Annotated in this window: 19 protein-coding genes; 5 read left to right on the top strand and 14 right to left on the bottom strand. The window is 66.7% G+C overall.

The features are described from left to right. The first annotated feature begins 8 nt into the window (after positions 1-8). Positions 9-680, top strand: a complete 672-nt coding sequence (locus tag ACFRJ8_RS11805; protein ID WP_377986343.1) for a peptide deformylase — start codon at positions 9-11, stop codon at positions 678-680. Here ACFRJ8_RS11805 and ACFRJ8_RS11800 read toward each other — a convergent pair. Beyond that, complete coding sequence (locus ACFRJ8_RS11800; RefSeq protein WP_377986342.1) at positions 677-2746, bottom strand: S9 family peptidase; 2070 nt, start codon at positions 2744-2746, stop codon at positions 677-679. The two genes, ACFRJ8_RS11805 and ACFRJ8_RS11800, sit on opposite strands and share 4 nt — an antisense overlap. 182 nt (positions 2747-2928) lie before the next feature. On the opposite strand from ACFRJ8_RS11800, the gene ACFRJ8_RS11795 reads away from it, so the two are divergent. The 4 genes from ACFRJ8_RS11795 to ACFRJ8_RS11780 all read left to right on the top strand — a co-directional run bounded on the left by ACFRJ8_RS11795 (position 2929) and on the right by ACFRJ8_RS11780 (position 6345). Next, complete coding sequence (locus ACFRJ8_RS11795; RefSeq protein ID WP_377986341.1) at positions 2929-3831, top strand: putative RNA methyltransferase; 903 nt, start codon at positions 2929-2931, stop codon at positions 3829-3831. Positions 3832-4072: 241 nt separating this feature from the next. Continuing rightward, positions 4073-4534 carry an NfeD family protein gene (locus ACFRJ8_RS11790; RefSeq protein WP_377986340.1) on the top strand — a complete coding sequence of 154 codons (462 nt, stop codon included), beginning with the start codon at positions 4073-4075 and terminating at the stop codon, positions 4532-4534. 89 nt (positions 4535-4623) lie between these two features. Continuing rightward, positions 4624-5580, top strand: coding sequence for an SPFH domain-containing protein (locus ACFRJ8_RS11785; RefSeq protein ID WP_377986339.1), 957 nt, complete (start codon positions 4624-4626; stop codon positions 5578-5580). Positions 5581-5997: 417 nt separating this feature from the next. Then, positions 5998-6345 (top strand): RNA polymerase-binding protein RbpA, encoded by a 348-nt coding sequence (locus ACFRJ8_RS11780; RefSeq protein WP_026266329.1) that lies wholly within the window; start codon positions 5998-6000, stop codon positions 6343-6345. 110 nt (positions 6346-6455) lie between these two features. Here ACFRJ8_RS11780 and ACFRJ8_RS11775 read toward each other — a convergent pair whose 3' ends face one another. The 13 genes from ACFRJ8_RS11775 to ACFRJ8_RS11715 all read right to left on the bottom strand — a co-directional run bounded on the left by ACFRJ8_RS11775 (position 6456) and on the right by ACFRJ8_RS11715 (position 20929). Next, positions 6456-7202 carry a polyprenol monophosphomannose synthase gene (locus ACFRJ8_RS11775; RefSeq protein ID WP_377986338.1) on the bottom strand — a complete coding sequence of 249 codons (747 nt, stop codon included), beginning with the start codon at positions 7200-7202 and terminating at the stop codon, positions 6456-6458. A 501-nt stretch (positions 7203-7703) separates the two neighbouring features. Further along, positions 7704-9362 (bottom strand): amidohydrolase, encoded by a 1659-nt coding sequence (locus ACFRJ8_RS11770; protein WP_377986337.1) that lies wholly within the window; start codon positions 9360-9362, stop codon positions 7704-7706. Positions 9363-9471: 109 nt separating this feature from the next. Beyond that, complete coding sequence (locus ACFRJ8_RS11765) at positions 9472-12435, bottom strand: DEAD/DEAH box helicase (RefSeq protein WP_377986336.1); 2964 nt, start codon at positions 12433-12435, stop codon at positions 9472-9474. 24 nt (positions 12436-12459) lie between these two features. Then, complete coding sequence (tatC, locus tag ACFRJ8_RS11760) at positions 12460-13254, bottom strand: twin-arginine translocase subunit TatC (protein WP_377986551.1); 795 nt, start codon at positions 13252-13254, stop codon at positions 12460-12462. Between the two features lie 48 nt (positions 13255-13302). Beyond that, positions 13303-13572: a Sec-independent protein translocase subunit TatA gene (gene tatA, locus ACFRJ8_RS11755; protein ID WP_377986335.1), complete on the bottom strand. Its 270-nt coding sequence runs from the start codon at positions 13570-13572 to the stop codon at positions 13303-13305. A gap of 35 nt (positions 13573-13607) precedes the next feature. Continuing rightward, on the bottom strand, positions 13608-14009 hold the full coding sequence (locus ACFRJ8_RS11750; RefSeq protein ID WP_377986334.1) for a hypothetical protein: 402 nt from the start codon (positions 14007-14009) through the stop codon (positions 13608-13610). A 5-nt stretch (positions 14010-14014) separates the two neighbouring features. Next, positions 14015-16048 carry a helix-turn-helix transcriptional regulator gene (locus tag ACFRJ8_RS11745; RefSeq protein WP_377986333.1) on the bottom strand — a complete coding sequence of 678 codons (2034 nt, stop codon included), beginning with the start codon at positions 16046-16048 and terminating at the stop codon, positions 14015-14017. 182 nt (positions 16049-16230) lie between these two features. After that, entirely contained in the window at positions 16231-16626 is a 396-nt protein-coding gene (locus ACFRJ8_RS11740) for an FKBP-type peptidyl-prolyl cis-trans isomerase (RefSeq protein WP_277526985.1), read from the bottom strand. Between the two features lie 48 nt (positions 16627-16674). Beyond that, positions 16675-17610, bottom strand: a complete 936-nt coding sequence (locus tag ACFRJ8_RS11735; protein WP_377986332.1) for an FKBP-type peptidyl-prolyl cis-trans isomerase — start codon at positions 17608-17610, stop codon at positions 16675-16677. Positions 17611-17721: 111 nt separating this feature from the next. Continuing rightward, positions 17722-19086, bottom strand: a complete 1365-nt coding sequence (gene pafA, locus ACFRJ8_RS11730) for a Pup--protein ligase (protein WP_277526983.1) — start codon at positions 19084-19086, stop codon at positions 17722-17724. Position 19087: 1 nt separating this feature from the next. Next, on the bottom strand, positions 19088-19795 hold the full coding sequence (gene prcA / locus ACFRJ8_RS11725; protein WP_377986331.1) for a proteasome subunit alpha: 708 nt from the start codon (positions 19793-19795) through the stop codon (positions 19088-19090). A 1-nt stretch (position 19796) separates the two neighbouring features. Continuing rightward, positions 19797-20639: a proteasome subunit beta gene (gene prcB / locus ACFRJ8_RS11720; protein WP_377986330.1), complete on the bottom strand. Its 843-nt coding sequence runs from the start codon at positions 20637-20639 to the stop codon at positions 19797-19799. A gap of 86 nt (positions 20640-20725) precedes the next feature. After that, positions 20726-20929, bottom strand: coding sequence for a ubiquitin-like protein Pup (locus ACFRJ8_RS11715; RefSeq protein WP_377986550.1), 204 nt, complete (start codon positions 20927-20929; stop codon positions 20726-20728). Between the last annotated feature and the right edge of the window lie 81 nt (positions 20930-21010).

The following is a 21010-nucleotide window of genomic DNA, read 5'->3' as shown; positions in this document are numbered from 1 at the left end:
CTGGGGGCATGTCCTTTGACGCCAGGCCCACCGACTACAGCGCCGCCCGGATTAGCGAGGCCGTCCAGGAGATCCTGGGCGTGGGTATCCTGCCGCCGATTGTCCAGGCAGGGCATCCCGTGCTCCGGCACGTGGCGGCACCGTTCGACGGCCAGTTGAGCAACGCCGAACTTGGCCACCTCATCGACCTGATGCGTAGCGTGATGCACAAGGCCCCGGGCGTCGGCCTGGCGGCACCGCAGCTGGGGATTCCGTTGCAGCTCGCCGTGCTGGAGGACCAGTTCGCGGTCGATCCCGACGTCGCTGCCGTCCGCGGGAGGGAGCCGCTGCCGTTCTTCGCCATGCTGAACCCAAGCTATCGGCCCCTTGGCGAGAAGTCCGTGGCGTTCTACGAAGGCTGCCTCTCCATTGGCGGCCTGCAGGCGGCCGTGATGCGGCCGGAATCCGTCCAGCTCGACTTCACGGCACCGGACGGCACCCACCTGGAGCGAACTTTCACCGGCTGGCAGGCCCGGATTGTCCAGCATGAGACCGACCACCTGCACGGGGTCCTGTTCCTGGACCGGGCCGAGCTGCGCTCCCTCAGCAACAATGCCGAATACTCCGCCCGCTGGGCCCAGCCGGACATCAGCCGCGCCCGGCAGGAACTCGGGTTCCTGCCGGAGCCGGCGGAGGACTAAGGCTGCGGTGCCGGATTCCCGGCGGATGGCAGGTAGCGGGCCCACCACTTCAGGATTTCATCGAACCGTTGCTTCCGGTGGTGCGGAGTGCCGGACCGGGACAGCTCATGGTTCTCGCCCGGGAAGACCAGGAATCCGGTCTCGACGCCCCGCTGTTTGAGTGCGGTGAAGTACCGCTGCCCCTGCTCCACGGGGCACCGGAGGTCCTCCTCGCTGTGGATCACTAGCGACGGCGTCCGTACGTTCTCCACGCGGGCCATGGGACTCTGCGCGGCCATCTGCCCCGCCGAAGGGCCGGTGTATTCCCCGCCGAAGAACCAGCCGATGTCAGAAGAACCCGTAAAGCTCACAGGATCCAGGAATCCGCGCTCGACTATGGCCGCCCGGAAGCGGTGGTCGTGGCTGATGGTCCACGCTGTCAGGTAGCCGCCGTATGATCCGCCCATGATGCCGACATTGGCGGCGTCCAGATCCGCAAACTTCTCCACGGCCCCGTCCAGGAAGGCGAGGACGTCCTGCATGTCCACGGTTCCCATCCGTTCCTTGATGGACCGTCCGTGCTCCTGGCCGTAGCCGGCCGAGCCCCGCGGATTGCACATGAGTACGGCGTAACCGGCCCCGGCATAGATCTGGGCTTCGTCAAACAATGCCACGCCGAACTGGGCAAAAGGGCCGCCGTGGATGTTCAACAGCACCGGGTGCGGGCCGGGCCCTGCCGGCTTCACGAGCCAGCCATGGACCGGGTACCCGTCGGCCGATTGCAATGTCAATTCCTGCGGCTCGCTGATGCCCGCAACGCTGCGAAGCGGCGCGGAGAAGTCCGTCAGGCGGCGGACCTGCCCGCCGTCGACCACGGCCAAGTCCCCTGCCGTGGTCGAATCACTGAAACTCACCACCAGCGTCCCCCCGCCATCCGCGGCCCCGGTGACCACCCGGTTCCCTTCCAGAAGGACGGTGTGGCCTCCCGTCGCGACGAATTCGTGCAGCTCCACGGTTCCCCGCGCCGTGTTCAGGACCAGGGCACCCGCGCCGCCGCGCAGCTCGATCCGGCTGCCGCCGGACAGGTCCTGGGTCTCGGCGTCGCTGAGCGCTGTCGCGTCTCCGCCGGCGGCCGGCATGGCATACAGAGCCGTGTTCCTGGCCACGAAGTCCCGGCCGGACGCGCTTAGGTCCTGGGCGAGGAAGAACAGCCACTTCCCGTCCGCGGACTGGCGCACGGCACTGACGGTCTGCCGTCCGGTATTGGCCGGAGTGAGGGCCTCCGGCTGCCCTCCGGAGGCGGGAACCGCGTAAATTCCGCTGACGAGGTCGGCGTCCCGGTCCTCGTGCAAGGCCGCGGTGAAGTAAATGGTGCCGCCGTCGGTGCTGAAGCAGGCGTCGTTGTGGTCTGCCGGCCCGGTGGTGAGCTGCTTGGCGTCCGGCAGCAGGCTGGCACCGGTCTCCGCGGTCTCGGCCGCGGCGCCGAGGGCTTTTAGGGCGCGCCCGGCCGGCGCCACCTTGGGTTCGGCGTCAAGCTGCGGCACCTCGATGAGGAACAGCTGCAGGGGTTTGTCGGCTGTGTAGCCAAGACCGTTCATCCTGTATTGGAAATCGGTGATCAGCCGGGCGTCCTCGCTGCCTGCACCCACGCCGTCTATGCTGCCGTACCGGCCCTCGTCAGGAGTCCTGGCACCGAAGACAATGCTGCGGGAATCCGGTGACCAGGCAAAGGAGCTGACCCCCAGTGGGGCGGCCGTCAGCAGCTGGGGTTCGCCGCCGGCGGCTTCCACCACGTGGAGCTGCGGCTTTCCGCCGGCGGCCGCACGCAGGAACGCCAGGGCCCGCCCGTCTGGTGAAAAGTCAGGTGCGGTGTCGCGGAAGCCGCGGGTCAGCCGACGCGGCCGGTGGTCCGGGTTGGCGAGGTTTGGGTTCTTCTGGTCCGAATCCAAGGGCACGGTCCACAGTTGGCCCACGTAGGCATCGGCATCGAAGTCCGGGCGGATCACGGACACCACGGCGATGGAGCCGTCAGGGTGCACGGCAGGGGCGGAGACGGAATTGAGCAGCGGTAGATGTTCAGATTTCACGATTGCGAGCCTAGCCCGTGGTGCGCGAGCTGTGAAATACCTCACGTTCCGCCGGTGTGCCGCCTTCTCTGTCGACTTTCATTCCCCGCGCGGTGCTTTTGTCGTCAATCGCCCCCAACCGTGCCGCGTCCCGCATGCCCTGACCGCGAGGAGGGCCGGGGATCCACGCATAGGATGAAACTATGCCTCCCGCCCCCGTTTTTCCCCTCCTATGCCCGGTGTGTCGGGACGCTCTCCAGCTCGGTGGCGGCGGTGCCCGCACCTTGGTGTGCGGCGCCGGGCACAGCTTTGATGCTTCCAAGCAGGGATACTTCAACTTCCTGGTCGGCAAGGGGACTGTTTTTGAAGCCGACAGCGCGGACATGGTGGCAGCCCGCTTCGATTTCCTGTCGGCGGGGCACTACCAGCCGCTGGCCGATGCCATTGCCGAGCTTGCAGCGCCGGCGCTATTGGCCACCCCGGGCCTCCGGGGCGTGGTGCTGGACGCCGGAACGGGAACCGGCCACTACCTCAGGGCCGTGCTGGATCGTGTCTCCCGGGATCTGGCAGTGACGCGCGATCTTTCGGCGGACCCTGTTCCGGCCGTGGCCATCGGCCTGGATATTTCCAAGTTCGCACTGCGCCGCGGCGCCAGGATGAACCCGGAAGCCTTAAACGTGGTCGGGGACGTTTGGCAGCCGTTGCCGGTTGCGGAGAACGCCGTCGACGTCGTCACCGTGGTGTTTGCCCCGCGCAACGCGCCTGAATTCGCCAGGGTGCTCCGCCCAGGCGGCCGCCTGGTTGTAGTCACGCCGCGGCCCGGGCACCTGGAGGAGGTTGCCGGCCTCACCGGGATGCTGGGAATCGAACCGGCCAAGGATGAACGGCTCGCGGCATCCCTGGGCCAGCATTTCGCGCCCGTCGAAACACGGGACCTGGACCTGGCATTGACCCTGAGTCCGCGCGACGTCGCCAACCTCGCCTACATGGGACCCGCCGGTCACCACCTGGACCGTGCCGCACTCGCAGCCCTCGAGGCCGCGCTTCCGGAGTGCACCGCTGTCTCGGCCCGTTTCCGGATCAGCGTCTTTGAACCCATCCCCTGACCATTCTGGCCGCGACGCCGCGACGCCACGCCGGCGCACGCAGTCAGGACGCCCCGAACCGCTGCCCGAGGCGGATTGGGACGGCGAAATCGGGGCAGGGAAACCACCCGCAAAATAACGACTTGGCCACTTTGTCCCACAATTCCCAACTCCCTGTCCCAGCTATTGCCCTGCCGCTTAGGATGGAAAGACAGTTACTGGGGAACTGTGCCTGCAGCTCCCGGAACTAAAGGGGGAATTGATGTCTGAATGGCTGATCGAGAATTGGTGGGCCCTGTGGCTCACGCTCTTTCTCCTGTTTGCCGTGGTCGAGATGATCACTCTGGACCTGTTCTTCATCATGCTCGGCGGCGGCGCCCTCGCCGGGCTCGTGGCTGACTTCGCCGGCGCAGATCCATGGCTGCAGATTATCGCCTTCTGCGTGGTATCTCTGCTCATGATCGGCTTCGTCCGACCGGTGGCCCTCAAGCATCTGCACCGGGGCCCGGCGGATCAGCGCACCAACATCGAACGACTTATCGGCGAGTCCGCCGTCGTCATGGAGGCAGTGAACGAAAGCGGGGGCCTCGTCAAGATTGGCGGGGACGTCTGGAGTGCACGGTCCCAATCGGGAGTGCTGGTCCCCGGACAGCAGGCTGTGGTCAGCGCCATCGACGGAGCCACAGCGATCGTGGCCCCGCAGCCGGAATCGGCAATCCAATAACCGCCAGCAGTTCTGCGGCCACAGCTGTCCGGCAGCCCGCTGAACTGCCGGAGCGAGACCAAAACAAACAACTGGGGAATAGGTGATGTATGGATATCGCAGTCGCAATTGTGCTGCTGGTACTAATTGTGTTCGTAATTATTGTGCTGGTCCGGTCGGTTCGGATCATTCCACAGGCCCGGGCCGGCGTCGTTGAACGGCTGGGCAAATACCAACGCACACTGAATCCCGGACTTACCCTGCTGATCCCGTTTGTGGACCGGCTGCTGCCGCTGCTTGACCTGCGCGAGCAAGTGGTTTCTTTCCCGCCGCAGCCCGTCATCACTGAGGACAACCTGGTGGTTTCGATCGACACTGTGGTCTACTTCCAAGTCACTGACGCACGGGCCGCCACCTACGAGATCGCCAACTACATCCAGGCCGTGGAGCAGCTCACCACCACCACCCTGCGCAACGTGGTTGGCGGCCTCAACCTTGAGGAAGCGCTGACCTCGCGCGACCAGATCAACGGCCAGCTCCGCGGAGTCCTGGACGAGGCCACCGGTCGCTGGGGCATCCGGGTCTCCCGGGTGGAGCTCAAGGCGATCGATCCGCCCCACTCGATCCAGGATTCAATGGAAAAGCAGATGCGGGCCGAACGTGACCGCCGCGCCGCCATCCTGACCGCGGAAGGCACCAAGCAGTCCGCAATCCTCACCGCCGAGGGCCAGCGTCAGTCCTCCATCCTGAAGGCCGAAGGCGACGCCAAGGCCGCGATCCTGCGGGCTGACGGCGAGGCCCAGGCCATCCAGAAGGTCTTCGACGCGATCCACAAGGGCAACCCGGATCAGAAACTGCTCGCCTACCAGTACCTGCAGACCCTGCCGAAGATTGCCGAGGGAAGCTCGAACAAGCTGTGGATCATTCCCAGCGAGGTTGGCGAGGCCCTCAAGGGGATCGGCAACGTACTGGGTGCTAACGCCGTCCAAGAGCAGGTGTCCCCGACGCCGGACGTCGCTCCGCCGTCAGCGCCCATCGGTGCGGACGGCCAAGGGCACCTGCCCTGAACCTGCGCCCGCCTTGGTTCATGAGGACGCCGCCTGCGTAACTGCACGGCCCACGTGGACCCCTGCTGGCCCCCGCAGCCTGGCCGTTTCGGCCCGGCCGCGGGGGCCAGCCAGCTTAAGCCGGGCCGGCGGGTACAGCCTACGCAGTCCATCCCCCGGGACCACTCGCTTTACCTCGCATGCACCACTCCCGTATACTTGAATATTTGTCCGGTCGGTTCAGCCGTCCGGAACAAAAACGCTCCCCACAGCGTTGATTTCAATGATGTTCCAAACAGTTTTTGTCCACTGGTGACTGTCTTCTGGCCGGGCTCTACGGGCCAGGTACGCTACAGCGCGGTGGAACCAGAAGTCCGGCGCCTGACGGCCCCGGACAACGCAGGGCTGGACCCTGCGAACCGAATAGAGGGAGAAAAGATGAGCGATCGCAGCCTGCGGGGTATGCGCCTTGGCGCACAGAGCATGGAGACCGAATCCGGCGTCGAACCGGCTCCGCGCCAGCGGGTTGAATACCGTTGCGAGGACGGCGAACAGGTGTTCGTGACCTTCTCCTCGGAAGCCGAAATTCCCCCGGTCTGGGTTTCGAAGACGGGCAAGGAGGCCTTGCTGGTGGACGGCGAACGCCCCGTCAACAGCAACGAAAAGGCAGTGCGCACGCACTGGGACATGTTGCTGGAGCGCCGCTCGCTTCCCGAGCTTGAGCAGATCCTCGAAGACCGCCTCACGATCCTGCGCGAACGCCGCGGCGAACGCCGCTCGGCCTAGCCCAAAGAGCACCGGCTACGGCAAGGGCCGGGCCTGCATCATTCTTTTGATGCGGGCCCGGCCCTTTTTTAGTGCGGATTGCCGTCCGGGGACGGGAGCCGTCCGTGCTGCTAGGCGACCTGCCTGGCGTCCTGCTTGCCCCGGAGCTTGTTCCATCGGGCAGTGAGGCCCCATTTGGTGACGTTGATCATGGCTTCGACGACGATGTTGCCGCTCATCTTCGAAGCGCCGAGCTCCCGCTCAACGAAGGTGATGGGCCGTTCCACGATGGTCAGGCCGAGCTTGGCCACGCGCCAGGCCAGATCCACTTGGAAGCCGTAGCCGACCGAGTCCACGGCATCCAGGTTCAGCTTCTCGAGCGTGGTCCGGCGGAAGGCGCGGAAGCCGCCGGTGACGTCCTTGATCTTCACGCCCAGCATGATCCGGGCGTAGGTGCTGCCGATCCGGCTGATGGCCTGACGATAGATCGGCCAGTTGACCACACGGCCGCCGGGAACCCAGCGTGAGCCCATGGCAAGGTCCGCGCCCTGCTCCACGGCCTCGATCAGCTGGGGCAGCTGCTCGGGCTGGTGTGAGCCGTCGGCGTCCATCTCCACAAGGATGTCGTAACCGGCCTCGAGGCCCCACTTGAAACCGGCGATGTACGCTGCTCCGAGCCCCGCCTTTCCGGCGCGGTGCAAGACGTGGACCTGGCCGTCTTCGGCGGCCAGGCGGTCCGCCAGCTGCCCCGTACCGTCGGGGCTGTTGTCGTCGACAACCAGCACGTCGGAAGCGGGCACGGCTGTGCGCAGGCGACCTAGGGTCTTGGGCAACGATTCCAGCTCGTTATAGGTCGGGATGATGGTGAGGACACGCACAGCGAGGCCTTTCCTTGAAGGGAGCGGTCGGTGCACCGAACGTCAGTGGTTCTGGATATTCAGGCGCAACTTCCCATTATAGGGAGTTGCACGCGCCTGACGGGTCCGGATGACTCCCCGGGCAGGTCCACCCGCCTCAGGCCAGTTCCGGCAGGCCTCGAATTGCGACGCCGGAACCGTTTTCTGCTGCGAAGTGGACCCGCCCCCTGGGGGTGCCCATGGTCGTAACCAGAAAAGCTCCCGCGGGTGCGGCAACCTGGGATGGACCGGGGACTGCCGGAACCTACGCCATGCGCAAGCCTCCGTTGCCCCTCAATGCTACGGGCGCGGACCGATCTGTCAACCGAGCGGTGACCTGCCGTTATATGCATCGTTCCAGTTCAGGGCATGGTTGCCGCCGTGAATGTTTCGGCTCCGCCGACCGGATGACGGACCAGGATCAGGCGCCGAGGGTTCCGAGCGCCGAGGGTTCCGAGCGCCGAGGGTTCCGAGCGCCGCATGTTACGCGCCGAGGGCGCCGCTGGCATAGAGTTCCTGGCCGTCCCGTACAGTCAGCAGGCAGGCCGGGTCGTTGCCGGTGTCCAGCGCCGGCAGGAGTGGTGTGCGGGCGCGCGGATCGGTGCTCCAGGACTGCACCCGGCCATCGGCAACCTGGACCATGAGTTCCTCGACCTCCCAGACCGCGAAGCTGGCCGGGGCCCCCGGCACCAACTGCCCGGCCATCGGGTTGGGGTAGCGGGCAGCCCGCCAGCCGGCCCGCGTGTGGCCAAGGAACGCGGCCCGGGCGGAGATCTGTTCCGCAGGATTGGTGTGCTGCAGGCACGCACGCACGCTGGACCACGGCCGCAGCGGCGTCACCGGAGTGTCGCTGCCGAAGCAGATCGGCACACCGGCGGCGTAGAAGCTTGCAAAGGGGTTCATTCCCAGCCTGCGGGAACCGAGCCGCTGCTGGTAGAGGCTGTCCCCACCACCCCACAGGGCGTCGAAGACCGGCTGCGCGCTGACGGTGACCGAATAGCGCGCCAGCCGGCTGATGGCCGCCGCATCCGCGAGCTCAACGTGCTCGAAACGGTGCCCCGCGGCGCGGACGCGCTGCTCCCCCACCTCGGCCGCGGCTAGGTCGAGGGCGTCGAGGGCCGCGTCCAGTCCGGCGTCGCCAATCACGTGAAAGCCTGCCTGGATCCCCAGTTGCGAGCACGCGGCAAGGTGGGCGGCTGCCTCGGCCACGGAGAGGTACTGGTTCCCGCGCTCCCCTGGCGCGTCGGTGTAGTCCCCACGGAGGGAGGCGGTCCGTGAACCGATCGAGCCGTCAATATTCAGGTCCCCGGCCAGGCCGAGGACAGACACGCCCAGTCCGTCAAGGATGGACTGGGCATGCTCCTGCGATGTGGCCAGCTCGCCCCAGTAGGGCAGGATCTCCGGGACAGCGTCCCGGCCATCATTCCAGCCCGCCGCGAGCTGCAGGTCCTCGACACTCCCGATGTGGGGGGCGGCCATCTCGGCGAGGGCCACGTAGCCGTTGGCGGCCGCCTCGGCGAGGGCACGCCGCTGGTAGCTGCGCAGGGCGTCGGCCGGCAGCTGGCGGGCCGAGCGGCGGGCCGCGGTGTGCGCCCCGCGTTTGACCTGGCTGCCGCCGGCGTCGCCGTCGAGCCCGTCCAGTCCGGCCGAGGCTGCCAGGGAGCTTGAAACCAGGGCCGAGTGGACGTCCACGCGGGACAGATAGACCTGGCGGCCGCCGGCCGCGCGTTCGATTTCGGCCCGGCTGGGCAGGGTGGGATCGGTCCAGGTGCTCTCGTCCCAGCCGTGGCCCAGGACGGGGCCATTCGCGCCGGAAGCGGAGACGCAGAAGGCCGCTACGGCGTCGAGCAGTTCAGCGGCCGAGCGCACGCCGGCCAGCTGGAGCCCATCCAGCGCGATTCCGGTTTCCGTCACGTGGACGTGGGAATCGACGAAGCCGGGGGCCAGGAGCGCACCCTGCAGATCGATCACCTCCATGGAGGAGTCCGCGATCGACGTAGCGGCCTGCTCGGAACCGACCCAGGCAACGGTGTCGCCGTCGACCAGCATCGCGGTCGCAAAGGGATCGGCCGCGGTATAGACGGAGCCGTTGCGGTACAGCGTGACTTTGCGGGGGGCGGGGGCGGCCGGTGAATCGGTCATGGGGCGGGAACTCCTTGTAACTGGTGGCCGGCCCAGCGCCGGCGGGTTCAAAAGTCGTGGCAGCCCGCGTTAGCGGGCCAGGGAGGCGGGCGCACGGCCCGCGCCGCCCCTACGCCACGGAGGAATAGGCGACGACGCCGCGTTTGATGAGTTTGATGGCCTGCTCGCACAGCCGCGCAATCCGGGGGTCGAGGTTCGGGATGTCGGCCAGCTGGTCCAAGAGGTCAATCACCTGTTTGACCCAGCGGACAAAGTCGCCCGCAGCCAGGTCGGTGCCGCTCAGCACCTCCTGGAGGTGCCGGCCCTTGGCCCATTTGAAGATCGGCCAGACGAGGCCGAGTTCAGGCTCGCCGGTGAGCGGCAGCTTGTTGGCCTCCTCCACGTCCTCCAGCGCGGACCATTCCCGTACCACGATGTCGACCGCGGACTCCAGAGACACACTCGGCATCTTGGGCCGCAGGCCGCGGTCCTCGCGCTTGGCCTGGTAGACCAGCACGCTGGCCAGGGCGGCGATCTCGGCGGCGTCGAGGTCGCTGAACGCCCCCATCCGCAGGGACTGCGAAATCAACAGGTCCTTTTCGCCGTAGATCCGGCGCAGGCGTTGCCCGTCCGGGCTGATGGACAGCACGCCGGTGTCCGAGGTCTCCAGGTAGCCGTAGCCGGTCAGGACGCCGCATACGCGGTCGAAGGTCTTGGCAATAGTGTTGGTCCGGCCCTGGATCTGCCGGATCAGCCCGTCCGTTTCCTGGCGGAGCTTCCACCAGCGTTCGGACCAGCGGGCATGGTCTTCGCGTTCGCTACAGCCGTGGCACGGGTGGGCGCGGAGCTCGCGGCGCAGCTCGTTGATCCGCTTCTCCTGGTTGGGCGCTGCGGAGGCCCGGCCGAAGTCGTCGTCGCGGCGCGGGGGTGCGGGCGGGCGGTGCTCGCGGATGGCGTTGCGCACCGAGGACGCCAGATCGCGGCGGGACTTGGGGACCTTCGCGTTGAAGGACTTGGGAATCCTGATCCGCGTGATCGGGGACAACGGACCTTCTACGTCGTGCAGTCCGATCCGGCGGAGCTGGTTGTCCAGCGTCATGACGGCGGGCCGGGGCTCCCGGGATTCGTGGTCGGAGCTCAGTACAACCGCCAGTCCGGGTGACTTGCCGGCGGGGACATCCACCACGTCGCCTGGCAGCAGCCGGCTCAGGGAGTCCTCGGTGAGGGACTTTTTGGCCCGGGAGTTGCCCCGGGAGGCGGTGGTCTCGGCATCGCCCAGGGCCCGCCGCAACCGCGCGTATTCGGTGAAATCCCCCAGATGGCAGGTCATCGCCTTGCTGAACCCAGCGATGGATTCCTCGCGGCTCCTGACCTGCCGGGCCAGCCCAACCACGGAACGGTCCGCCTGGAACTGGGCAAAGGACGATTCGAGGATCTCCCGGGCGCGGGCCCGGCCGAACTGCGCCAGGAGGTTGATCGACATGTTGTACGTGGGCCGGAAACTGGAGTTCAGCGGGTACGTCCGCCGTGAGGCGAGGCCCGCGACGGCCGCGGGATCCGTGCCAGGTTGCCACAGGACCACGGCGTGGCCCTCGACGTCGATGCCGCGGCGTCCGGCGCGGCCCGTCAGCTGGGTGTACTCCCCCGCCGTGATGTTGACATGCGCTTCGCCGTTGAACTTGTCCAGCTTTTCCAGCACGACGCAGCGGGCCGGCATATTGACGCCGAGGGCGAGCGTTTCGGTGGCGAAGACGGCCTTGACCAGCCCGTCGACGAACAGCTTCTCCACAACCTCCTTGAACGTCGGGAGCATGCCGGCGTGATGCGCGGCGAGTCCGCGCAGCAGGCCGTCCCGCCAGCTCCAGAAGCCGAGCACGTCGAGGTCGTCCGAGGGGATGTCCTGGGCGGCCTCGTCGACGCGCTGGGCGATGATCTGTTGTTCGCGCTCGGTGGTCAGCCAGAGGCCGGCCGCTACGCACTGGGCCACGGCGGCATCGCAGCCGGCCCGCGAGAAGATGAACGTGATGGCCGGCAGGAGGTCCTGCCGGTCCAGGCTGGCGATAACCTGCGGCCGGCTGGCCTTCCGCACCGGGCTGCGCTGGGCGCTTTGCGGCTCGTCCCGCTGACTGCGTTGGTTGCGGCGCTGGCTCCGGCCGCCATGGCCGAAGCGGCCACGGAAATTCATCTGGCTCTCGGCCCGCGCCATGGACAGCAGTTCCGGGTTGACCTCGAAGCCGGGCCGCCCGGACAGGTCTGCGGTGACGGCTGCGGGGGCGCCGGCGGCAACCGCTTTGCCTGCTGCCCGGCCGCCGGCTGTCTCGCCCGCAATTGCCTCCCCTGCAATTGCGTCCCCTGTAATTGCCTCACCCGGCAGCGCGATCTCATCAAAGCTGGTGTCGCCGGCAAACAGGTCCACGATCTTCCGGCCCACCATGACGTGCTGCCACAGGGGCACGGGGCGGTGTTCGGAGACGATCACGTCTGTCTGCCCGCGGACGGTGTCGAGCCATGCACCGAACTCCTCGGCGTTGGACACCGTGGCGCTTAGCGATGCCACCTGGACCTCGCTGGGCAGGTGGATGATGACTTCCTCCCAGACCGCGCCGCGGAAGCGGTCAGCGAGGTAGTGGACCTCGTCCATGACCACGAAGCCCAGGTCATCCAGGGTGTCCGAGTCCGCGTAGAGCATGTTGCGGAGCACTTCGGTGGTCATCACCACCACGGGGGCGTCGCCGTTGATGCTCGTGTCCCCGGTCAGCAGGCCCACCTGGGCGGCGCCGTACTTGGCGGCGAGCTCGGCGTACTTCTGGTTGCTCAGGGCTTTGATGGGCGTGGTGTAGAACGCTTTGAGTCCGCGCTGGAGGGCCAGATAGATGGCGAATTCCCCCACGATTGTTTTCCCGGCGCCGGTGGGGGCTGCCACCAGGACGCCCCGCCCGGCCTGCAGCGACAGGCATGCTTCGCGCTGGAAGTCATCGAGTTCGAATTCGAGCGAGCGGATGAACCCGCCAAGATAGGTTTTGGCTTCGGCGGCCCGCTCGACGCTGGCGCGGTAACGTTCGGACGGCGATTCCGGTCCGGGGTGTGACGACATGCTTCCAGCCTAATGCGCGAAAGGCTAGAGGTTCTCCAGCTCGGAGCTGGGGGTGGCCTGGTCGGCTGTGGCTTCGGTCTCGGCTTCGCGTTTGACGGCGCGCCGCTCGCGTCGGCGGTCGTTGAGCAGGCAGAGCCCGATCGCGGCGAAGAACAGCGCCAGCATGGGTCCGGCCAGGTAAAACATGCTCATCGCGTCGGCGCCAGGGGCGGCCATCGCGGCGAACAGGCAGACCAGGAATACCGTGATCCGCCAGCTCTTCAGGAGCTGCTGGCCCTTAATGAGCCCGGCCAGGTTCAGCCCGAACAGGACCACCGGCAGGAGGAAGGCGATGCCGAAGGCGAGCAGCAGCCGCAGCACAAAGGACAGGTACACCTGGGCGCTGATGAAGTTGGAGCCGCCCGACGGCGTGAAATCGGTCAGGACGCGCACCGCGTTGGGGAGCACGAGCCAGGCCAGCAGGACGCCGCCCAGGAACAGCGGCACGGCCGCTGCCACGAAGGACAGGGCCAGGCGGCGTTCCTTCTTATGCAGCCCGGGCACAATGAAGGCCCACAGCTGGTAGAGCCAGACGGGGCTGGCGATGATCAGGCCGAGGAACACGGACACTTGGATCATGAGGTCGAACGAGCTCGCGACGCCGTCAAAGTTCAAGGTGGCCTGCCGGCCCTCGTGTTCGTTGAGGTCGCGGATGGGCTTGATCAGCGCCGCCAGCATTGGCTGGTAGACAAGGAAACCCACCACCGTGCCAAGGACGACGGCGATTGCCGCCTTAAAGAGCCGGTTGCGGAGCTCTTTCAGGTGGTCGAGGAGCGCCATCCTCCCCTCGGGGTTCGATCGACGGCTCATGGTCAGTGCCATGCGGTCTTAGGCGCGGGTCGACGGCGGAACGTCGGTTCCGTCGCCCGTGCGGCTTTCCGGTGCGCCGGGCTGCGGGTGGTTGATGACCCGGCCTTCGACAGGCTCGGAGCCATCCTTGGCGTCGGTGGTGCCGTCCTTCTTCATTTCCCGGACTTCCGACTTGAAAATGCGCATCGACTGGCCCAGGCTGCGGGCCATGCCCGGCAGCTTCGGCGCAGCGAACAGCACCAATGCCAGGATGATGATGATGATGAGATGCCAGCCTTCAAGCCTCATGAGGGGAGGTCCTTTCGTTTGAATACATCGTATGTCTAACGCGTTTCGATGTCGCGCAGTGCCTGGGGTTGCCCGCGGTCCTTCTTGCGCTGGATGCGGCGCAGCCGGCGGGCGTTCTGCCGGGCGAACTTGGAGGCGTGGTAATCATGTCGCATCCGGGCAGGCGAGGCAAAAACGGCGTCGCCGGGAAGCGCCCGAGGGCCTGTGTCCGTGCCGTCCGGAGCGCTGCCCTCGGTCCCGCCGTCGGCGTCGGCCGTTGCAGGCCCGGCTTCGGTGCCCGGCGGCGAGGGCAGGTGGGAGAACCGTTCGGCGGCTTCACCCAATTCCTCAAGCGTGGTCATGGCTTGCCGGTAGAGCCGTAAGCCGAGCACGCCGAAGAACAGGAGCGACAGCGCGATGAGCGCTATCCAAATAACGATCCAGGACCACCAAGGCATGCAGATCAGTCTATCGGGCGATCGGAGGAGGCTTTGTATTGCGTCAGGGCCGCGGCGATCCAGTCCCGCGACGCGTCCGCGAGGGCGCCTGGCTGCAGTATCCGCACCATCCCACCGTGCTGGGCTACGAACATCGGCAGCCAGTCCGTGCTGCCGAACCGGATTTCGGCGAGCATGCCGCCGCCGGGCAGGGCCGCAGTGCGCTCGGCGTAGTAGTCGTCAGCGAGGCCCGTGCCGCGCGGCGCAAGTTCCACCACCACCACTGTGTCGTCGTCGTTTGGGGTGAACAGTTTCACCGGAAAGCTGTCCGCCGGTTTCGCCGCCGCGGCCGCCGGCCGGCCGTTCGGTTCGAGCGCTTCGATCCTGTCCAGCCGGAAGTTGCGCAGGCCCTTGGCGGAATGGCAGTACGCCTCGAGATACCACGTGTTGTCCAGCGAATAGAGCCGCAAGGGGTCCACATCGCGTTCGGACACGGCGTCCCGCTGCGGGGAGAAGTACTTCAAGTGCAGCTGCGCCCCGGACCCGATGGCCGCACGGGCGGTTTCGAGGATGGCGGAGTTGCCGGGGGCCACCTCGGGGCCTGAGAGCGCGGCCGCCTTCAGTCCCTCCTCCCCCGCCGCGGCCATGAGTTTGAGCGTCACCGATTCGAGTGCGCCGCCTTCGGCCAGTTCCGGGAGGCCGTTGAGGGTCTCCAGACCGGTCAGGAGGGCGCAGGCCTCGTCCACGGTGAACCGTACGGGACGGGTCAGGTCCAGGGCCTGGGTGATGAAAACGTGGTCATCGTCCCACTGGATGTCCAGCAGATCGTCGGGGTAGCCTTCCGGCAGTCCCGAGCAGATCAGGATACGCAGGTCGTCCTCGAGCGCCTTGCGGGTGATCCCAAACCTGGCGGCTACCTCGCTGATGTGCAGTCCCTGGTTGTGGACAAGGAAGGGGACGAGCTGCAGCATCCGCTTGAGCTGGTCCTCCGAGGTGCGTTTGCGGGTGCGGCCGGCGGGTCCTGCTGCCGGGAAGGCCACGTCCGGAACGGGCCTGGCGGCGAAGGCTGCGGCGGCGGTGAGGCGGCGGCGGACGGCGCCCTCCAGCTCGGGAGGTGAAATCACGGTGACCCGGGGACCGTAGGAGGCCAGCTCCTCGCCCAGCGTCTCGGCGTCGCGGAAGGGCACCGTGAGCCGGTCCGTCCCGGCCGCGGGCCGTTGTAGCCCGGATTCCAGTGCCCCGGGTTCCAGTGCTGGTTCCGGAACCGCTTGGGCGCGTTTGCGGAGCCCCAGGAGCCGGCCCTGCTCGACGTCGACGACGGCGTTCTGCACCGGCAGCTCGGCCAGGGCCGCCAGCTCCGCGCGGACATTGAACCCGGCGGGAGGCGCGAAGCTCTCCTTCTCCAGCACGGTCACGGCGGACGTCAGGCGGGAGAGCCGGAAGAACCGCTTGTCTCCCCGGCCACGGTCGTGGCCCACGAGGTACCACTGGCCGAAGCGGCTGCCTAGGCCCCAGGGCTCCACCAGCCGTTCCTGTTCCTTGCCAGTGCTGCTGGCGAGGTAGCTAAACCTGACCGGGTGCTGGGCGTGAATGGCGGCCACCAGGTCTTCGAAGGCCTGGCCGGCGGGGCGGATGCGCGGCTGGACGCCGGTGGGGAGTTCGGCGTCGACCAGGCCGCCGGCGGCCTGCAGCTTGCGGACCGCGTCGACGGCGGCGGAGCCGAGGGCGGCGTGCTCCCAGAGCTGCGCCGCGAGGATGAGGACGGTGCACTCTTCGGGGGTGAGGCTGACGTCGGGCAGCCGGTTCGATTCCTTGCCGATCCGGTAGCGGGTGGTGGCCGGGTCATCGGACCCCCAGCCCGTGTCCGTCACGGTTTCGACGTCGAAGCCAAACTGGCGCAACTCGCCTTTGTCGCGTTCGAACATGCGCCCGAAGGCGACGTCACTGCTCGTGGTGTCGTGGTAAACCTTTTCGCGCAGCTCACCGCGGCGCAGGCCGTACTTGGTGTTGAGCAGGGCGATGAGCAGGTTCAGGAGACGTTCTGTACGTGAGGCGGACACCCCGCAAGGGTACTAAAGCAGATCCCGGAAAATGACGAAAGCGCGGCAACAGCCGGAAGAACTTTTCCGATTGTTACCGCGCCCTCCGTCCTTGGGGACAAAATCAGCCGGCATATTCAGCGGGCAAAATCAGCCGGCATATTCAGCCGGCATATTCAGCCGATCCTGCAGCGTGGTGTGCCTTAGCGGACGGCGACGAGGTCCACGACGAAGATCAGGGCCTCGTTCGGGCCGATCGCCCCGCCGGCGCCACGGGCGCCGTAAGCCAGCTCAGAGGGAATCTCGAGGCGGCGGCGGCCGCCGACCTTCATGCCCAGCAGGCCCTGGTCCCAGCCCTGGATGACCTGGCCGACGCCGACCCGGAAGTCCAGCGGCGCGCCGCGGCCCCAGGAGGCGTCGAATTCTTCACCGGTGGACCAGGCGACGCCCACGTAGTGCGTGGAAACGGTATCGCCGGGCTTGGCCTCGGCGCCGTCCCCTTCGATCAGGTCGGTGATGACCAGTTCGGTGGGGACGTCTCCTTCGGGGAACTCAATTTCCGGCTTCTCGCGGTCGAGGTTGCGCTGTCCAAATGACATGGTTACTCCTTTGAGGTGACGTGTGATGGTTGCGGTTGTTGCGGTGGGTTACTTGACGCCGAGGATGTCGACCACGAAGACGAGGTCGCCCTTCGCGTCGCCTTGGCCCTGATCACCGTAGGCGAGGGCCTTCGGGACCACCAAAAGAACGCGGGAGCCGACCGTCTTGCCGGTCAGGCCCTGGGTCCAGCCCTTGATGACACCGGTCAGCGGGAAGGTGGCCTTCTTGCCACTCTCAAAGCTGGAATCGAAAACCTTGCCGGTGGCAAGAGCCACGCCGACGTAGTTCACGGTGATGGTGTCGGTCTCCTTGAGGGCCTGGCCCTTGCCGGTGATGAGGTCCTGGGAGATCAGCTTGGTCGGCGCCTTGACGCCGGCGACCGAGATTTCCGGGACGCCCTTGTCGTTGTCCTTGACGGTCGGCAGACCGGCCGGCGGGGTAACGGCGTCGCCCTCAGGCTTGTCCAGGACCGGCGGAGCGTCCTTGGCGGAGAGCACCTTGACCACCAGGAGCTGCGTGGGCTTGGCCGCGGTGCCCTCGGCGGCGGCCTGGCCGGGAACGGCCAGGGCGATGTGGGAGCCAATCTTGGCGCCCACGAACGCGTTGTAGATCACCGGGCTGCTGGTCTTGAGCTCGTCGTTCAGCTCCAGCGGCTCGGGATCGTTCGGGAAAGTGTCTTCGAGGGTGGACCCGTCCTTGCCGTTGAAGGCAACGATCGAAATGTTGGCGATCTGGTTGGCCTTGACCCGTTCGCCACTGCCCTCGGTGACCACCTTGACAGTGGGTTCCTTGACGTCGAGGGGTTTGGTGAACTCGACACCGGGGGCCTTCTTGTCACCCTTCTCGGTCAGTTTGACCGAGTCCAGCTTGGCGGTCTCACCCGCCGACTGGCTGGTGGGTTCCGGAGCCGGGGGCGCATCACTGCCACCGCAGGCGGTCAGCAGCAGCAGGCCGGGAAGAAGAATTGCTAGTAGTCGGCGCACTTGGAAACTTTCGTCGAGGCAGGGTGGACTCAGTGCCGTTCGGTTTCCCGTGGCAAAGAAAGCAGCGACCGCAAGGCGGCCCTACCCCAGAATAACGTGCGAAGCTGGGTATCAGCCCATCGAGTCCAGCAGCGCATCCACCCGGTCGTCCACGCTCCGGAACGGATCTTTGCACAGGATGGTCTGGTGGGCGCGGTCGTTTAGCTTCAGATGGACCCAATCCACGGTGTAGTCGCGGCCGAGCTCCTGGGCACGCCGGACGAAGTCGCCGCGGAGTTTGGCACGCGTGGTCTGCGGCGGTGCGTCCACAGCATCCTTGACCGCGGTGTCGTCCACTACCCGGCGCACCGCCCCGCGGGCTTGGAGCAGGTAGAAGAGGCCGCGGCCGCGGGAAATGTCATGGTACGTCAGGTCCAGCTGCGCAATCCGGGGCGCGTCAAGCCCCAGCCCGTGGCGTTCCCGGTAGTTGTCCATGAGCTTCTTCTTGATGGCCCAGTCCACTTCGGTGTCGATCGTGCTCGTGTCGCCGCTTTCGATGGCGTCCAGGGTGCGCTCCCAGAGGTCCAGGATCATCGGCACGTGTGGGTTGTGCGCGCCGTGTTCGGCAACAAACGCCGTGACTTTGCCCAGGTACTCGCGCTGGATTTCCAGGGCCGTAAGCTGCCGGCCGTTGGCGAGCCGCACCAGTGCCCGGCCGCTGAGGTCGTGGGAGATTTCCCGGATGCTGCGGATCGGGTTCTCCATCCGCATGTCGCGCATGATCACCCCGGCCTCGATCATCCGCAAGATCAGGTCCACCGTGCCGATCTTGAGCAGGGCCGTCGTCTCGGACATGTTGGAGTCGCCGACGATCACGTGCAGGCGCCTGTAGAACTCGGCGTCGGCGTGCGGCTCGTCTCGGGTGTTGATGATGGGCCGGGAGCGGGTGGTGGCGGAGGAGACGCCCTCCCAGATGTGGTCGGCCCGCTGGGAGAAGGCGAAGGTGGCCCCGTGTGGGGTCTTGAGGATCTTGCCGGCGCCGGCGATCAGCTGGCGGGTGACGAGGAACGGGATGAGGATCTCCGCGAGCCGGGAAAATTCCCCGCGGCGCGGGATGAGGTAGTTTTCGTGGCTGCCGTAGGAGTTCCCGGCCGAGTCCGTGTTGTTCTTGAACAAGTACACGGTGCCGTTGAAACCCTCCGCTGCCAGCCGTTCCTGGGCTTCGTCCACGAGGTCGCACAGGATCAGTTCCCCTGCGCGGTCATGTGCGATCAGCTGCGCCAAGTCGTCGCACTCGGCCGTGGCGTATTCCGGGTGGGATCCGACGTCCAGGTAGAGGCGTGAGCCGTTGGTCAGGAAAACGTTGGAAGACCGCCCCCAACTGACCACCTTGCGGAAGAGGTAGCGGGCCACTTCCTCAGGCGCTAGCGGCCGGGACTCCGGGCTTGAATAGGAAATTCCGAATTCGGTTTCGATGCCGAATATGCGCTTGTCCATCTCACTTCTCCTCAGCCAGCAATGCCACGATGTCCGGATCCTCGAGCCGGCGGAACGCCCGTCGGGTGCCGCGGCCGCTTTCAGATCCCCGGTCCAGGACCGCTACTTCCAGTGCGGATACCGGCAAGGTGGTGGTTTCCTTGTCTGCCACGAGCCCGGCGAGGGCCAGCCGGACGGCACCCGCGAAGTCGAGTTCGCCCTGCCAGCCGGCCGCGACAGCTTCGGAAACCTTGTCCGCCTGGCCGCCCATCACGATAAAGCCGTGCTCATCGGCAATCGACCCGTCAAAGGTCAGCCGGTACAGATGGTCCGCTTCCTGGGTCTGGCCGACTTCGGCCACGGCCAGTTCCACCTCGAAGGGTTTCTGTTCGGCCGTAAACACCGCACCGAGGCTCTGCGCGTACACGCTCGCGAGGCCGCGGGCCGTGACGTCCTCGCGGTCGTATGAGTAGCCGCGGACATCGGCGTACCGCACCCCGGCTTGCCGCAAGCTCTCAAATTCGTTGTACTTTCCGACCGCCGCAAACGCGATTTTGTCGTAGATCTCGCCGATCTTGTGCAGCGACGGGGACGGGTTCTCCGCTACGAGTGCAATCCCGTCCCGGCAACTGATGACCACTACCGAGCGTCCGCGGGCGATACCCTTCCGTGCGAAATCCGCACGGTCCTTCATCAGCTGTTCGGGGGATACATAAAACTGCTGCGTCATCTCAGGCCTCCCGCTGGGCGACGGCCCGGGATTCGATGACGCGGCCGGCCACGGCGGCGAGATCGCGGTCCGGGACCCGGACTGCGCCTGTTCGGTTCACGATGTACACCACCGGCCATAGTTGCCGGACGGGGTCCGGCCCGCCCGTGGCGGAGTCGTCGTCGGCGGCGTCGTACAGTGCCTCGACGGCGACCGCCACGGCGTCCTGCTCCGAGAGGCCGGGCCGCCAGAGTTTTTTCAGCGCGCCGCGGGCGAACATCGAGCCGGATCCCACGGCATGGTGCTCCTGTTCCTCGTAGCGTCCGCCCGTGACGTCGTAGGAGAAGAGCCGGCCGAAGCCTGCCGGCCGGTCGAATCCCGCGAACAGGGGAACGACGGCGAGGCCCTGCATTGCCATCGGCAGGTTGCCGCGGACCATGGCGCCGAGCCGGTTTGCCTTGCCGTCCAGGCTGAGCAGCGTGCCCTCGATTTTCTCGTAGTGTTCCAGTTCAACCTGGAACAGCCGGGTGATGTCCAGGGCGATTCCGGCGGTTCCGGCAATGCCCAGCACGGAGTACTGGTCGGCGGGGAAGACTTTCTCGATGTGCCGGCTCGCGATCACGTTGCCCATGGTGGCGCGGCGGTCCCCCGCCATCAACACTCCCCCGGCGTAGGTCATCGCCACGATCGTGGTCCCGTGCGGGACCTGGAGGGGCGCTCCCGGCTGGGCGGCGTGCCCGGTGCCGGGCAACTGGTTGAAAGGCACTTGGCCGAAGGGCATTAAGTCGGGCCGTTCGCGCTGCAGATGCTCGGTGAATGAGGACGTCGCGTTGGCTGCTACTCGGTTGGCTGTTGTTTCCTGCACTAACGCTCTCCCTCAACGTGGTGGATCAACGACACTTCCGGCCCGTAGCCCCTCCCGCCGCCCTCATCCGGCGGCTGGCGGCGATCCTACTGGCCGCCCTTTTGGACGAATGCCCGGACGAATTCCTCGGCATTGGACTCCAGCACGCCGTCGATCTCGTCGAGGAGATCGTCGACGCCCTGGGTGGCTGCCGACGCCTGGGCGTCCCCTGGGGCCGGCGGCGCGGCGGGGACGTCCTCGTCTACCTCGGTGTCCCGCGACTGCGGCTGGTGCTGCTCCTGGCCTGCCATTGTTTTCTCCTTCATGTCCGTCCCTTTTCTCCTAAGGGACATCCTGTAGCAATAGTGCCACGCCCGGGGCGCCCGCGGGGG

It is taken from the genome of Arthrobacter sp. NPDC056886 (assembly GCF_042788715.1).
Classification (GTDB): Bacteria; Actinomycetota; Actinomycetes; order Actinomycetales; family Micrococcaceae; genus Arthrobacter.
The sequence above is the reverse complement of the archived record's forward strand: the minus strand, read 5'-3'. Positions and strand labels throughout refer to the sequence as shown.